At 64.4% G+C, this 13,352-nt stretch carries 13 protein-coding genes; 7 read left to right on the top strand and 6 right to left on the bottom strand.

Annotated features, from left to right (window positions below):
* Positions 1–4: 4 nt before the first annotated feature.
* Together H0O21_RS05140 and H0O21_RS05135 are read right to left on the bottom strand one after the other, a co-directional pair.
* Positions 5–2,416: a UvrD-helicase domain-containing protein gene (locus H0O21_RS05140; protein ID WP_185190636.1), complete on the bottom strand. Its 2,412-nt coding sequence runs from the start codon at positions 2,414–2,416 to the stop codon at positions 5–7.
* Positions 2,413–3,753 (bottom strand): O-antigen ligase family protein, encoded by a 1,341-nt coding sequence (locus H0O21_RS05135; RefSeq protein ID WP_255441149.1) that lies wholly within the window; start codon positions 3,751–3,753, stop codon positions 2,413–2,415. The genes H0O21_RS05140 and H0O21_RS05135 overlap by 4 nt, the downstream gene beginning before the upstream one ends.
* Here H0O21_RS05135 and H0O21_RS05130 point away from each other — a divergent pair.
* Genes H0O21_RS05130 through H0O21_RS05120 form a run of 3 tightly spaced genes read left to right on the top strand, consistent with a single transcriptional unit; the run spans position 3,744 to position 6,169 of the window.
* Complete coding sequence (locus H0O21_RS05130; RefSeq protein WP_185190635.1) at positions 3,744–4,730, top strand: SIS domain-containing protein; 987 nt, start codon at positions 3,744–3,746, stop codon at positions 4,728–4,730. The genes H0O21_RS05135 and H0O21_RS05130 overlap by 10 nt on opposite strands.
* Positions 4,731–4,740: 10 nt before the next feature.
* Positions 4,741–5,304 carry an HAD family hydrolase gene (locus H0O21_RS05125; protein ID WP_185190888.1) on the top strand — a complete coding sequence of 188 codons (564 nt, stop codon included), beginning with the start codon at positions 4,741–4,743 and terminating at the stop codon, positions 5,302–5,304.
* Positions 5,297–6,169: a sulfotransferase family protein gene (locus H0O21_RS05120; RefSeq protein WP_185190634.1), complete on the top strand. Its 873-nt coding sequence runs from the start codon at positions 5,297–5,299 to the stop codon at positions 6,167–6,169. Before H0O21_RS05125 ends, H0O21_RS05120 begins: the two co-directional genes overlap by 8 nt.
* Here the strand turns inward: H0O21_RS05120 and H0O21_RS05115 are convergent.
* Positions 6,166–6,981 (bottom strand): manno-octulosonate cytidylyltransferase, encoded by an 816-nt coding sequence (locus H0O21_RS05115; protein WP_185190633.1) that lies wholly within the window; start codon positions 6,979–6,981, stop codon positions 6,166–6,168. The genes H0O21_RS05120 and H0O21_RS05115 overlap by 4 nt on opposite strands.
* 5 nt (positions 6,982–6,986) lie before the next feature.
* Positions 6,987–7,700, bottom strand: coding sequence for a hypothetical protein (locus H0O21_RS05110; RefSeq protein ID WP_185190632.1), 714 nt, complete (start codon positions 7,698–7,700; stop codon positions 6,987–6,989).
* 44 nt (positions 7,701–7,744) lie between these two features.
* On the opposite strand from H0O21_RS05110, the gene kdsA reads away from it, so the two are divergent.
* The 4 genes from kdsA (at position 7,745) to H0O21_RS13370 (ending at position 11,382) form a co-directional block, all read left to right on the top strand.
* The gene (kdsA, locus tag H0O21_RS05105; protein WP_131592735.1) at positions 7,745–8,599 is read left to right on the top strand and encodes a 3-deoxy-8-phosphooctulonate synthase; all 855 of its coding nucleotides are present in this window, start codon (positions 7,745–7,747) and stop codon (positions 8,597–8,599) included.
* A gap of 219 nt (positions 8,600–8,818) precedes the next feature.
* The gene (locus tag H0O21_RS05100) at positions 8,819–9,499 is read left to right on the top strand and encodes a hypothetical protein (RefSeq protein ID WP_185190631.1); all 681 of its coding nucleotides are present in this window, start codon (positions 8,819–8,821) and stop codon (positions 9,497–9,499) included.
* Between the two features lie 6 nt (positions 9,500–9,505).
* Positions 9,506–10,231, top strand: a complete 726-nt coding sequence (locus H0O21_RS13375; RefSeq protein WP_255441148.1) for a hypothetical protein — start codon at positions 9,506–9,508, stop codon at positions 10,229–10,231.
* Positions 10,189–11,382: a hypothetical protein gene (locus H0O21_RS13370; RefSeq protein WP_255441147.1), complete on the top strand. Its 1,194-nt coding sequence runs from the start codon at positions 10,189–10,191 to the stop codon at positions 11,380–11,382. Before H0O21_RS13375 ends, H0O21_RS13370 begins: the two co-directional genes overlap by 43 nt.
* Here H0O21_RS13370 and H0O21_RS05090 read toward each other — a convergent pair.
* Both H0O21_RS05090 and H0O21_RS05085 read right to left on the bottom strand, forming a co-directional pair.
* Entirely contained in the window at positions 11,331–12,209 is an 879-nt protein-coding gene (locus H0O21_RS05090) for a sulfotransferase (protein WP_185190630.1), read from the bottom strand. The genes H0O21_RS13370 and H0O21_RS05090 overlap by 52 nt on opposite strands.
* The gene (locus tag H0O21_RS05085) at positions 12,206–13,321 is read right to left on the bottom strand and encodes a glycosyltransferase (protein ID WP_185190887.1); all 1,116 of its coding nucleotides are present in this window, start codon (positions 13,319–13,321) and stop codon (positions 12,206–12,208) included. Before H0O21_RS05085 ends, H0O21_RS05090 begins: the two co-directional genes overlap by 4 nt.
* Positions 13,322–13,352: the final 31 nt, after the last annotated feature.

Below are 13,352 nucleotides of genomic sequence, written 5' to 3'. Positions count from 1 at the left end.
AGCTTCAGCTCCCGGCCGGCTCGATCGGCGCCAGGCGCGGATCGAGGATCTTGGGCCCCATCCCGGCAAATTTCACCGCAATCGACACCTTCTCCCCGCTACCAAAGGTGTGGGTGATCTCTCCCTCCCCAAAGCTGGCGTGCATCACCCGGTCGCCGACACTCCAGCTCTTGCCCGGTGCCGGACCGGCCTGGCGCCTGCGCACCGCATTGGCAGGGGCACCGGCGGAACCCGCAGCCGCCACCCTGCGGGAGTCGTCGCGATCCACGCGGGTGAGGCGGTCGAGCCGCTGCTCTCGCCGCAACGCCGCTCCGCCTGAACGGGGAATCTCCCCCTGCACCAGCGCTTCCGGCAACTCAGACAGAAACACGCTCGGCACCGCCGGCTCACGCATCCCACCCCAGAGGCGACGCTCACTGGCATGGGAAAGAAATAAGCGCTCCTTCGCCCGGGTGATGCCCACATAGCAAAGGCGACGCTCCTCTTCCAGCGACGCCGGATCATCCAACGAGCGATAGCTGGGGAACAGGCCCTGCTCCAGACCCACCAGACACACCACCGGAAACTCCAGACCCTTACTGCTGTGGAGGGTCATCAAGGTCACCCGATCGGCGGCGGTGTCCTTGCTGTCGGCATCACTGGCCAGGGCGGCAGAGGCAAGAAAGCCCTCCAGATCGCCTTCGTCGTTCTCCTCCTGATACTGCAGCGCCGCATTCACCAGTTCCTGCAGGTTGCGTCGCCGCTCCTCCGCCTCGTCGGTGCCCTCGGCGATCAGCTCGCTCACATACCCACTGGTCTCCATCACCGTCTGGATCAGCTCCGACGGAGCGGCGTCATGGATCCGGTCCTTGAGGCCCTGGATCAGCTCGCAGAACTGGAGCAGCCCCTTGGCGGAACGCCCCCCAAGGGAGCGCACCGCCTCAGGGTCACTCACCACATCCCAGAGGGGAATCCCCAGCTGATTGGCCGCGTCGGTGAGCCGTTGAATCGTGGTCTTGCCGATCCCCCGCTTGGGCACGTTCACCACCCGCAACAGGCTGACGGTGTCAGCTGGATTGATCAACAGGCGCAGATAGGCGAGCAGATCCTTGATCTCCCTCCGGTCGTAGAAGCGCAGGCCGCCCACCACGACATAGGGAATTCGCCAACGCACCAACGACTCCTCGATCGCCCGCGACTGGGCATTGGTGCGGTACAGCACCGCCATGTCGCGCCAGCTCAACTCCGGATTGGCCGCTTCCATCATCCGCAGCCGATGCACCACCGCCTCCGCTTCCGCGATCTCGTCATCGCAGCGGGTGAGCGCAATCAGCTCACCCTCGCCCCGAGTGGGCCGCAGCACCTTGTCGATCCGCTCGCTGTTGTGAGCGATCAGGGCATTGGCCGCCTCCAAGATCGTGGCCGTCGAGCGGTAGTTCTCCTCCAGCTTCACCATCGTGCGGGTGCTGTCATCGGGGGCCTTGTCGCCGAAGTCGTCCTGAAAACCCATCAGGATCGTGAAATCGGCGGCCCGGAAGCTGTAGATGCTCTGGTCGGCATCGCCCACCACAAACACCGAGCGACCGCTCCAGTTGTCGTAAACCTGAGGATCGAGGCCATCGGTCACCAGCAGCTTGATCAGTTCGTATTGGGTGCGATTGGTGTCTTGGTACTCATCCACAAGCACATGCCGGAAGCGCCGGTGCCAGTAGGCGCGCACTTGTTCGTTCTGCTGGAGCAGCTGCACCGGGAGCAACAGCAGATCATCGAAATCGAGCGCATTGTTCGCCGCCAGCGCTTTGCGGTAGCGCCGATAGACATCGGCGGTGAGCTTGCCCCGCTGCCCCTCGGCATTGGCCTCCAGATCATCCGGCAGCCAACCCTGGTTTTTGGCATTGCTGATCGCCCATCGCGTTTTCTTGGGATCAAACCGCTTGGGATCCAGCTGCAATTCCTGGGTGACGATCTCCTTCACCAGGCTCTGGGCATCGTTCTCGTCATAGATGGAGAACTGCTTGGTCCAGGTCAGGCCCTCCGCATCCTTGAACTTGTCGATGTCGAAGCGCAGCATGCGCGCGAACAGAGCATGGAAGGTGCCGATCCACAGCTCCTTGGTCACCTCCCGATAAATGCGACTGCGCAACTGCCGCTGCTCGACAGCTGGCAGGGTGCTCCAGGGCTGGCCGAACTGGCTCTGCGCCAACCGCTGGGCCAGCAGCAGCTCCAGCCGCTCCTTCATCTCCCGGGCCGCCTTGTTGGTGAAGGTCACCGCCAGGATCTGGGCCGGATCGGCACCGTGCTCTCCAATCAGATGAGCAATTCTGTGGGTGAGTGCCCGGGTCTTGCCGCTACCGGCCCCCGCCACCACCAAGAGCGGACCCTCATGGTGATCCACCGCCCGGCGCTGGGCGTCGTTGAGGCCTGCCAGAAAGCTCATGGGTCGATGGTATGGGAGTCCGTCGAGGCCGCCAGCTCTGGCGCTTGAGATCCCCCTTGCGGTGACCCTGGCGAACGCCTCCAGGCGATCGCAAGCAAATAACCACTGACCACCTGCTGCAGGGAGGTCTTGATCAGGGTCGACTCCACCAGAGACGAACTCACCATGAACGACAAACAAGCCAGACCGACGAAGGCGATCGCACCATCGGCGCCAACCAAGCCAGCCAGTAGACGCTGCAGAGAACACCAGAGCACCACGATCAGCAGGGTCAGCGTCAATGCCCCCTGATCGGCAAGAACCTGGAGGAAGGCGTTATGCGCATGGGGAATGCCCCGATCACGACCGGGAATCGCAGCCGTGATCGCCAGACAGCGATCCGAACGGCGATCAAAGCCGCTGCCTGAGAAGAGGTCGGCACCAGAACGCAAGGACTCCCGAACGAAACACTGAGCGACGCTGGCTCGCCCGGCATCGCTCGGATTGCGATTGGCCAGTGGACTCAACGGGACGTAGAGCAGCAGATTGAAGGCCAAGGCCAGCACCAGGACCATGCTGGCCAGCCAACCTGACCGGCGCGCGACCCACAGCCGATGGCGCCAGCAGAGCTCGCAGAGCAACACCGCCACAAGCGGAAAGGCTGCCGCAGCGCGTGATCCAGTGGCGAAGGCGAGCAGGTAAGCCAGAGCACCACCAGCAGCGGCGAGCCAGGCCAGCCGTGGACAAGACTCCTTACGGGCTAAGCCATAGCCGATCAGGCTGAACAGACCGAAGAGATAACCCGAGCGATTGATGGTGATCTTCTGAATCCGCACGGCTTGTTCCGGTAGTCCCTCCCGAAGCGCCTCCAAGGGAATCAGAGCCAGATTGCCGTTGCTGCGATCCCAGGCAATGAAGGGCAACGACACCAGCACGCCGCAGAGCAGCATCCAGAGGGCGATGCGCCATTGGCTGCCGGACTGCTGCAGACCTGCGGCGAACGCCAGCAGCACCAAGATCAGATCCGCTGGTGACGACAGGCTCAGGGGATGCAGCACGGCGCTGAGGCTGACCATCAGCACACCGATCAACACCCCATAAGCCGGCTGAGCAGGGAGCCGGGACGCAAACTTGAGGCCACACCAAAGGGCCAGCAGCCAGACCATGCCAGCAGGATCCTCGCTGCGTTCCAGCGCCAGACCCAGCAGCGACAGGGGCAGCAGGGCATCCAGCCAGGGGGAGCCAACAAACGTTCTGATCTGGCTCAGCACCCCCGGCAACCTCAGAAGGCCCTCCAGCCTGACAGACCCGGCATGGTTGAGAATGCGCTCAATTGGAGGCCGCTCGCGTGTCCGCACTCACCCGCTGCCTGCAAGAAGAGGCGGCCGCGATCGCCGCGGCCGCTGAACGGCTGAGCAGCGACCAGGTGGAAGGAGCCCTGGCCCTGCTCGAGCGCTGCGCCGACCGCAAGGCCAAGTTGGTGATCACTGGCGTCGGCAAGAGCGGCATCGTGGCGCGCAAGATCGCGGCCACCTTCTCCTCGATCGGGCTGATGGCGCTCTACCTCAACCCCCTCGATGCCCTCCATGGCGATCTAGGCGTCGTGGCTCCCGATGACGTGTGCCTGCTGCTCTCCAACAGCGGCGAAACCAGCGAACTGCTGGAAGTTCTGCCCCACCTAAAGCGGCGCGGAACCGCCCGAATCGCGCTGGTGGGCCGTGCCGCGTCGCCCCTGGCGCAGGGAAGCGATGTAGTGCTGGAAGCCTCGGTGGATCGGGAGGTCTGCCCCCTCAACCTCGCCCCCACGGCCAGCACGGCGGTGGCGATGGCGATCGGCGATGCCCTCGCCGCGGTTTGGATGGAGCGGCGCGGGATCTCGCCGGCTGATTTCGCCCTCAATCACCCGGCCGGATCCCTGGGCAAACAGCTCACGATGACCGTGGCCGACCTGATGGTGCCCGCAGCCCAGCTGCCACCCCTGCAACCAGGGACCCCATTGCCGGAGGTGATTGGTCGCCTAACCCAAGGCGCAATCGGCAGCGGCTGGGTGGAGGACCCCGCTCAGGCCGGCAGGCTGATCGGGCTCATCACCGACGGTGACCTGCGGCGCGCCCTGCGCGACCACGGCAGTGAGAGCTGGGCCAGCCTGACGGCCGCCGACCTCATGACCGTCGATCCGATCACGGTGAGCGCCGAACGACTGGCGGTGGAAGCGATCCAGACCATGGAGCACAACCAACGCAAGCCGATTTCTGTGTTGCCGGTGATCAACACCAGCGGCCAGTTGCAAGGGCTGCTGCGGCTCCATGACCTGGTCCAGGCCGGCCTGGCCTGAGGATGAACTGATGCGAGCAGTCCTGCGCGAATGGCAATGGCAGCGCCAGCGCTCCAGCCTGGCGGCGCTGAAACTCTTGGTGCTGGATGTGGATGGGGTCCTCACCGACGGCGGCCTCTGGTTTGATCCTGAGGGTGTCCTGCAGAAGCGCTTCGATGTGCGCGATGGGCTCGGCCTTCGCCTGCTCCAGCAGTCCGGACTTCAACTGGCCTTTCTCAGTGGCGGCCGCGGAGGTGCCACCGAGGTGCGGGCGCGGCAGCTGGGCATTGAGCATTGCCTGGTGGGAATCAAGGACAAGCCCGTGGCCCTGGAGGCCCTGCAGCGGCACTTGCAGGTGAGCCCTGCGAGCACAGCCTTTGTGGGGGATGACCTGAACGATCTGGCCGTGCGCGCCCAGGTGCGACTTCTGCTGGCCCCAGCCGATGCCTGCCGCCCCCTGCGCCGCCAGGCCGACGCTGTACTTCGCCGGCGTGGCGGCCATGGCGCCGTGCGCGAGCTGGCGGAACGGATCCTGCAGGCCCGGGGCGACTGGCAGACCCTGCGCCGCCAAGGCTGGAGGGATCGCAATGACTAAGACTGGCTCTCCAGACGGTCCAGGAGTGTTTCTGCTCGGAGTGGGTGCCCAGAAGGCGGGCACTACCTGGCTGCATCAGCAGCTGCACAACCGCAAGGATGCCGATTTCGGCGTCTTGAAGGAGTATCACGTTCATGACGCCCGAACAGTGCCGGAACTGGCCCGCTTTCGGCAGGTTCCCATGGAGCTGCGACGGCCCCGCAGCTGGGTGCAGCCACGCACCTGGCTCCGCCAGTGCTTCATCCGCAGCCCTGGCCTCTATTACGACTACTTCACCTGGCTGCTGAGGCGCCCCCACCGGCCTGGTCGGAAGGTCTGCCTCACCGGCGACATCACCCCCTCCTACGCCCTGCTGAGCGCCGACGCCCTAGGGGAAATCAAGCGCGGTTTTCAGCAGCGGGGGGTTCCCGTGCGCCCCGTCTTCCTGATGCGCGATCCGATCGAACGGATCATCTCCAGCCAACGCATGAAGCTGCGCAAACTGGGCCAGCGCGATGCCGAGTCGGAGCAGGCCGCCCTGCGCCGACGCATCAATAAAGGCCGCGGGCTGCGCAGCAATTACGCCCAGACCCTAGAAGCACTCCAGCAGACCTTTGGACTGGAGGAGTGTTTCATCGGCCTGTTCGAAACCCTGTTCACCCCCACCAGCTACGCCAATCTGTGCCGCTTTTTGGAGATCCCGTATCTGGAACCAGCCTGGAGCGAGAAGGTGAATGTGAGCGCCACTGCCAACCCAATCCCTGAGCAGCTCCTGGCTCAACTGGGGGAGCAGCTCGCGGAAGATCTGAGGACGGTCCGCAGGGTGCTGCCAAACGCGAACCTGGAGCAGCTCTGGCCGACCGCCAGCCGCTGGTGTCAGACCTAGGCCCCCCCTGCCATCCGCCTGGCTTCCTCCAACTGCTCTGCCGTATCGACTGACAGAGACGTGCCCTCCACGCGGAAGGTGGCGATCGTGTGCCCCGCTTCGAGCAGACGCAACTGCTCCAGCCGCTCCAAATCCTCCAGGGGTGAAGCAGGCAACTGGTCCCAGCCAGCGAGCACATCGCCGCGGAAGCCATACATGCCCACATGGCCCCAATAGGGGGAGTGCCGATGCCAGTCGGCAGGATCCACATCCCTCACATGGGGGATGGCCGAGCGGGAGAAATAAAGAGCACGGCCGTCATGGGCCAGAAGGGTCTTCACCACAGCGGGGTTGTGGATCGTGTCCGGCTGCAGTCGATACACCGGCGTCACCACCGCAGGGACCGGATCCCGACGGGAGAATTCCGCCACCATGGCGGTCACCACGGCCGGATCCAGGAACGGCTGATCCCCCTGCACATTGATCACCGCCGTGGATGACAGCCGCTGGTCACGGGTGGTGGCATCCCAGCCGTCAGGCTGCTCATCCCAAGCCAGGGCGACCAACTGATCAGCGACAGAAGCAATCCGCTCGCTGCCGGAACTGCACGCTTCTGATGTCATCAAGACAGGAAAGCCCCAGGCCTCGGCCAGACCCTGAAGCCGTTCACTATCGGTGCAGAGCACCACGGTGGCCGGCCCGGCTGCCTTGGCGCACTGCTCCAAAACCCGCTGAATCATCGGCTTACCTCCGATGTCTGCCAGCACCTTGTCGGGCAACCGCGAAGAAGCCAGGCGGGCTGGAACCGCCACCACTGAACGTGCCATGGCCATCGCCGTCAGTCCCAGAGCTTCATGGCGTCATCCCGGGCGCCAAACCACTCCGCCGCCAGTGGTCCACCCATGGTGCGCTGGTCTCGGAACCAAGGTCCACCAAGGGTCCAGTGCAGCAGCCCCGGGCCACCAGCAGACGCCGCAGCCGTCGGTGCCGCCTGCACGTCCACGAGATGGTTCCAACCGGCATCGAGGGCGCCGATTTCATGGTCACCGTCCAACCAGTGGAAGCGGTGAAGCTCCAGGCCCGTGGCCGTGTTCACATAATCGACCGTCAATCTGGTGCAGCGGTTGCAGTTGAGCAGCATCAGTGAACTCCAGTTCTTCTTGGGGTAAGCGCTCTGCACCTCCCCGAGGAACTTCACCGTTTCTCCAGGCACATGCTCATGCTGCACGCACATCACCCCGTAGCGGTCATCACGCTGGTCCCACAGAGCCTTGATATCGGCGCGACAGAGCATGTCGCAGTCCATGAACAGTGCCCAGCCCTCGTAACCCATCAGGTGGGGCACCAGAAACCGGGTAAAGGAAAACGCAGTGCTCTGCTTCGGGTCTCGTTCCCGCCGATACAACCCCTGGGTCTCGAGTTGAGGCGTGACCAGGGGAGTCATCGCTAAGGGAGTGGTGCTGTGTTGATAAAGGCTGTCAAGCAGCACATTGGTGGCAGCCCGCTCGCGCGGGTCATAACCGATGAAGATTGGGATCGGAGTCACTGCCACCGCAAACCTCTGCCGTCGCGCGCAGGTTACGGCGGCCCTGTCCGATGATCGGGGCAGCTCAGCCACTGGCCGTGACCGCACCCCTGACCCTGATCGCCGGCCCCTGCGTGATCGAAAGCCGCGAACTCGTGCTGGAGGTTGCCAGTCAGGTGCAAAGCATCTGCGAGCGCCTGGGCATCCGTTACATCTTCAAGGCCAGCTTCGACAAGGCGAATCGCAGCTCCGGCCACTCCTTCCGCGGCCCCGGCGTGGAGGGGGGTCTGGCGATCCTGGCGGAGGTGAAGCAGCAATTCGGCCTGCCGGTGCTCACCGACATCCATGAATCCAGCCAGGCCGCGGCCGTGGCCGAGGTGGTGGATGTGCTTCAGATCCCCGCCTTCCTCTGCCGTCAGACCGATTTGCTCCTCGCCGCAGCCGCGGCTGTGGCAGAAAGCGACAAGGTGGTGAACGTCAAGAAGGGACAGTTCCTCGCCCCCTGGGACATGGCCCAGGTCGTCAACAAGATGGCCGAGGCCGGGCTCGATCCCGCCAGCGGTCGCCTCTGGCTGACCGAACGGGGCAGCAGCTTTGGTTACAACACCCTGGTGGTGGACTACCGCAGCCTTCCTCAGATGCAGGCCCTCGGCTGCCCGGTGATCTTTGATGCCACCCATTCCGTCCAACAACCGGGCGGACGAGGCAGCAGCAGCGGCGGCCAACGGGAATTCGTGGCGCCTCTGGCGAGGGCCGCAGCGGCGGTTGGCGTGGATGGCCTGTTCATGGAGGTGCACCCTGACCCCGACAAGGGCCTGAGCGATGGCCCGAACATGGTTCCTCTCCATCGCCTGGAAGCACTGCTAGCCCAGGTGGTGGCGATCCGTGCCGCCGTCGGCGACCAGCCGGCCGTCAGCACGCTTTGATCCCCACCGCCGGCAGCGAAGCCGGCAAACAGTGGCTGCTGGCTGATCTGGTTGGGCTGGCTGTGATCGCCCTGGCCTTCGCCCTGTTGGGGGTGTTTGTGAAAGACATCGCCCTGCTGCTGTTCGTGACACCAGCCCTGCTGAGCTGGTTCACCCTCCCGGAGCAACGCCGCTGGCGGTCGCTGGAGCCTGGACACCGACTGGCGCCTCATCACCCTGGTGAGCTTCAACGGCCTGCGCCTGCTGCCGCTGCTGCGCAAGCAGCGGCGCACGGACCTGCTGGATGGGCTCAACCTGGCAGCCATCGCCTATGCCGCGGCCCTCTGGGCCAGCGTCGGCTACCCCTACGCCAGCTTCTGGACCCTGCCGGTGCAGCTGGTCACGGTGATGGATCTCGGCTTCATCTGGTGCCACTGGCTGGTTCCCCAGCTCAGAGGCCGCCCAGGTTCAGCAGCGGTCACCAGCCTGGGGCTGGCCGCCAGCCTCCTGGTGATTGGCCTCGAGCAGCGTGGCTCCGACAGCTTCAGCAAACGCGTTCACACGATCAAGACCACCCAGCTCCGATGGCGCGAAACCTTCGATGCCATGGCAACACTCAGCCGCGAAAGCCGGGAGAAGGGGGAGCCTGTGAACGTGATTTTCATGCGCTCCTATTTCAATCGACACAGCCTCAAGCCACTGGCGGTGGATCGTCTGATCGAGTACCACCGCCAGCGCAAGACCTACACCGTGGTGGAGGGCATCGACCAGGGAGAGCCTTACATCCCCCAGGCGGGGGATTTTCTACTGACGATCGACAAACGTGAACGCAGCGACCTCGGGCAGGATGGCGAGGCCTTCGCGGAGATCTACCGCCACAGCGCGTCAACACGTGCTGGGCGAATCTTCCGCCACCGCTGAGCCTTCATGCCCCTGCAGTCGATCTCACGGCGCATCCAACCCTGGGTGCCGCTGACGGTCCTGGCCGCTGCTCTGGGGATGGGTGCCTTCAGCAGCTGGCTATGGCTTCAGAAAGCCAAAGACTGGCTGCCCTCTCCCCGCAGTGAAGCTGGCGAGAAGCTTCTCTACCTTTACAACCGCACCTCCCACGACATCGCTCTGGCCCTCCTAGCCATCACCGTGCTGGTGCTGCTCTGGGTAGGACTGCGCGCTCACGATCAGCCGGGAGCTGAGCGGTCGGCATCCCCCAAACGGGGGATGTGGGGACAGCGGCTGTTGACGTTCTCGCGTGAGCATCCCTTGGTGCTGATCCTCTGGATCGGCTACACGGTGGCGATGGTGAACGGCACCAGCTGGCTCTACCCGGAACTGGTGGCCTGGTACGACGGAATCCTTGATCACCACCTGCTCGACAACTTTTCGGTCCGCCACGAATTCATCGCGGAGACCATGCGCCGCAATGACTACCGCTTCTTCCCGCTCGCCCATCAGGACCTGCACGTTCTCAGCTGGTTCACCCCCTACGTGAAGGTGTGGATGCTGGTGAGTGCCGCTGAACTGTTCACGATCGTGGTGCTGGCCACTCGCATCGTGCGCGGGCTGCTGCCCCGTCAGGCCCCCGTCATCTCCTATTGGTTGTCAGCCTGCTGTTGTTGGTCGCACCCGCCACGGGCTTCGGATTCTTCCAACTGATCTATGCCGAGCGGATGCTCATGCTCTGCTTCGTGGCCTTCGCTTTCTTCTATTGCCGCTACCAAGAATCAGGCCATCGCCAGGCCTGGTGCTTCAGCCTGCTGTTCGCCCTGGTGGGGCTGTTCTTCAAGGACATCGGCGTGCTGTTGTTCATCACCCCCGCCGGCTTCACCCTGGTGGCTGGGGCGGCTGGACGACTGGCGCGCTACCGCTACCCGGCCTTTCCAGGCGGCCAGCTGAGCCGCCAACGACTGCGCGACTGGCTGAGCAGCTACAACCTCGAGCTCTGGCTGATCAGCCTGTTGGTGGTGTTTGCCCTGGCTTACACCTACCTGAGCTATCTACCCAGCCTTTATCACGGCAAGCAGGCCTATGGCTCCGATGACGGTTTCCGGTTCCTCGGGGATCTGCGCTGCTGGATCCTGTTCGCCTTCATCGGCCTACGCATCGCCCTGATCAGCAGTCGGCGCTGCGGGGCGAACCTGCTCGATGGGCTCAATGCTGCGGCCGTCATTTACATGGCAGCGCTCTACGCAGCCGTTGGCTACGAGGGCAGCAGCTACATGAGCCTGCCGGTGCAGCTGGTGACGGTGCTCGATCTGAGCTTCGCCTGGTGTGCCTGGATCGCTCCCGCACTCAGCCAACGCCTCTCCTCACCTGCAGCCCTGGTCCTGGTGGCCGTGACCGCCAGCGCTGGCCTGCTCGGCGTTGAACATCAGCGGGGGGATGGCTTCGTCGAACGGGTCAGTGCGATCAAAGCGAAACAGCACTCCTGGCTGAAAACCTTCAACAAAATCGAAGACCTCACAGCGAAAGCGAAACGTCGGGGGGAGGAGGTGAATCTGATTTTCACCAAATCCTGGTTTCGACGAAAACGTCACCTGGATCGCTTCAAGGTGGATCGCCTCATCTTTCTCGATCCCGAGACAGGTACCTACACCACGGTCGATGGCATCCGCCCTGGGGAGACCTACACCCCCAAACCTGGTGATGTCCTGATCAGCATCGACCGAGGGAATCTCGATTCCCTCGGTGCGGAACTCGATCGCTATGACCAGGTGTATCGCGCTAAGCCAGCCGGCAGCGGACGCATCTTCCGCTACCGAGGTGCTGGCAAGTCGGCTCCCGCTGGATCCTCCGTGGCGGAATAAACAAGCCGGCGGTTGAGGGCCGCCACCCAAGGCAGGGCCAGGGCCAGCTGGGCCAAACCTGCAGGGGCTGCCATCCAGGCGCCGTCGTAATGGATCGAAGCGCTGCGCTCCGGATCAAAACGCACCCGATTGCCAGCGAGCACGTGGCTGCTGCTATGGCTAGCGGGTGCCAGCATCCGCTGATCGAATGGGATCTCCAGCCAGGCGCAAAGGCGGCGCAGGCTTGGCTCCGGCTGCAGGGCCAGCTCCTCATAACCCAGCCGGAACACAGGCTTGCCACAGCGGCGCAACCAGCGCTCATGGCGAGCATTGATCCGGCACCAGCGCAGCAACGGTTTCAGACAAGGAAGCCACTGGCCCCGCTGACGCCCATCCCGGGAACGGGAATGGACCCACGAACGCACGTCGCGGGTGAGATGCAGGATGCGAATCTCGAGCTCGTCATCCTGATCAAAGGGCAAGACGAAATCCCCCTGGTAGGAATCCACGACCCAGGTGGGCGCTGCCTCAGTGGCTGCCTCCAAGGAGGTCATCAGATGCTGCATCTTGTCGGCCAAGGGCTGAGCTTCATGGGCGGGAAGCCAAGCAAGCAGCGGCCCCCAGACCGCACAGTCGGCGGCAAGCGCTCCGCAGGTGCAGCGGCGCTGAAAACGCAGATCACCGCGCAGCTGAGCAGGCCCGCGCTTCTCCTCACCAGCACCCGGTGTCGCCAGGATCCTGACGGCTTCCCCCAGACCCACCACCTGGGGATGGGCCCCGAGGGCCAAGTCGAGAATCGTGGTGCCGCTATGGCCGAGGCCGCGGATCAGCAGAAGTCTGCGGCTCATGGCTCAACCTCCGTCATCACCTGCAACAGCAGGTCGGAGAGCTGGCGGAGGTGGTGGTCGATCGTGAACCCCTCCTGGATGCGGCGCCGACCGCAGTCTCCCAGACGTGCCGCCAGGGCTGGATCGACGACCAGGCGCGTGATCGCCTCGGCCATCGCCTGCTCATCCCCCTCGTCCACCAACAGGCCGCTCTCGCCATCGAGCACTACCTCAGGAATGCCGGCATGGCGCGTGGCCACCACCGGCAGCCCACTGAGCTGCGCCTCCATCACTGCCACTGGATTGCCCTCGCTATCGCCGTCAGGCGCCACAAGGGAGTGCTGCACAAAGCCCCGCACCTGCCGCATCAGCTGCGCCACCTCGTCCTGCCCGCGGACGCCGAGGAAATGCACTCGCCCCTCTAGGTCCAACGACCTCACCAGGGCGCGAGCCTCGCTCAGCAACGGACCCTCGCCCACCATCCAGAGCGCCAAGGTCGGCATTGCAGCCCCCAGGGCCTCACACACCAGCGCAAAGGCACGAATTGTGTGCAAAGGCCCCTTCTTCGCTACGAAGCGCCCCACCGCCAGCAACACCGGTGGCATCTCGGCCGGATGGCTGCCATGGAACAGCCGGGCATTAGCTCCCGAGGGACTGATCAACAGCCGCTCCGGGCGAGCACCCAGGGCCAGGAGCGTTTCGGCCATCGGCCGTGATTTCACCACCACCCCAGCGGCGATCGCCAGCAGCCGCCGGTAGCGGCCCCTCAGCAAACCAAGGCGGCCTCGGGCTGATGCGTCCGATCCGCGGAAATGCACCACCAGTGGAACGCCGGTCCAGGCGCAGGCCTCCATCACCCGCACCGCCTCAAACCCGAAGTCCACCAGCACCGCTTCAGGGCGCTTCCAGCGAATCAGCAGCCAAGTCACGAGAGCAGCGGGCATCCCCGCGAGACGCAACAGATGCAAGCGGGTGAGAAGCTTGCTGAGCACAATCGCCAGGCCATAGGCCAGAGCAAGGGGACGACCCAGGGGACATTCGTCCCCGAAACCGGCCGTGACCTGGAAGGGCAAACCCTCCAGGTTGGCGCGGATGAAGGTCTCGCTGGCGGCGCGACGGGTGGGCGCCAGCATCAGCAGCCGATGGTGAGCCGTCACGGGGATG

This window comes from Synechococcus sp. HK01-R (assembly GCF_014217855.1).
Taxonomy (GTDB): domain Bacteria; phylum Cyanobacteriota; class Cyanobacteriia; order PCC-6307; family Cyanobiaceae; genus Synechococcus_C.
The sequence above is the reverse complement of the archived record's forward strand: the minus strand, read 5'-3'. Positions and strand labels throughout refer to the sequence as shown.

What these genes read in the sequence shown, in the direction of transcription:
- H0O21_RS05085 (WP_185190887.1), bottom strand. Translation starts at nt 13,321, where the DNA reads ATGCTGGCGCCCACCCGTCGCGCCGCCAGCGAGACCTTCATCCGCGCC.
- H0O21_RS05125 (WP_185190888.1), top strand. Translation starts at nt 4,741, where the DNA reads ATGCGAGCAGTCCTGCGCGAATGGCAATGGCAGCGCCAGCGCTCCAGC.
- H0O21_RS05140 (WP_185190636.1), bottom strand. Translation starts at nt 2,416, where the DNA reads ATGAGCTTTCTGGCAGGCCTCAACGACGCCCAGCGCCGGGCGGTGGAT.
- H0O21_RS05090 (WP_185190630.1), bottom strand. Translation starts at nt 12,209, where the DNA reads ATGAGCCGCAGACTTCTGCTGATCCGCGGCCTCGGCCATAGCGGCACC.
- H0O21_RS05120 (WP_185190634.1), top strand. Translation starts at nt 5,297, where the DNA reads ATGACTAAGACTGGCTCTCCAGACGGTCCAGGAGTGTTTCTGCTCGGA.
- H0O21_RS13375 (WP_255441148.1), top strand. Translation starts at nt 9,506, where the DNA reads ATGCCCCTGCAGTCGATCTCACGGCGCATCCAACCCTGGGTGCCGCTG.
- H0O21_RS05115 (WP_185190633.1), bottom strand. Translation starts at nt 6,981, where the DNA reads ATGGCCATGGCACGTTCAGTGGTGGCGGTTCCAGCCCGCCTGGCTTCT.
- kdsA (WP_131592735.1), top strand. Translation starts at nt 7,745, where the DNA reads ATGATCGGGGCAGCTCAGCCACTGGCCGTGACCGCACCCCTGACCCTG.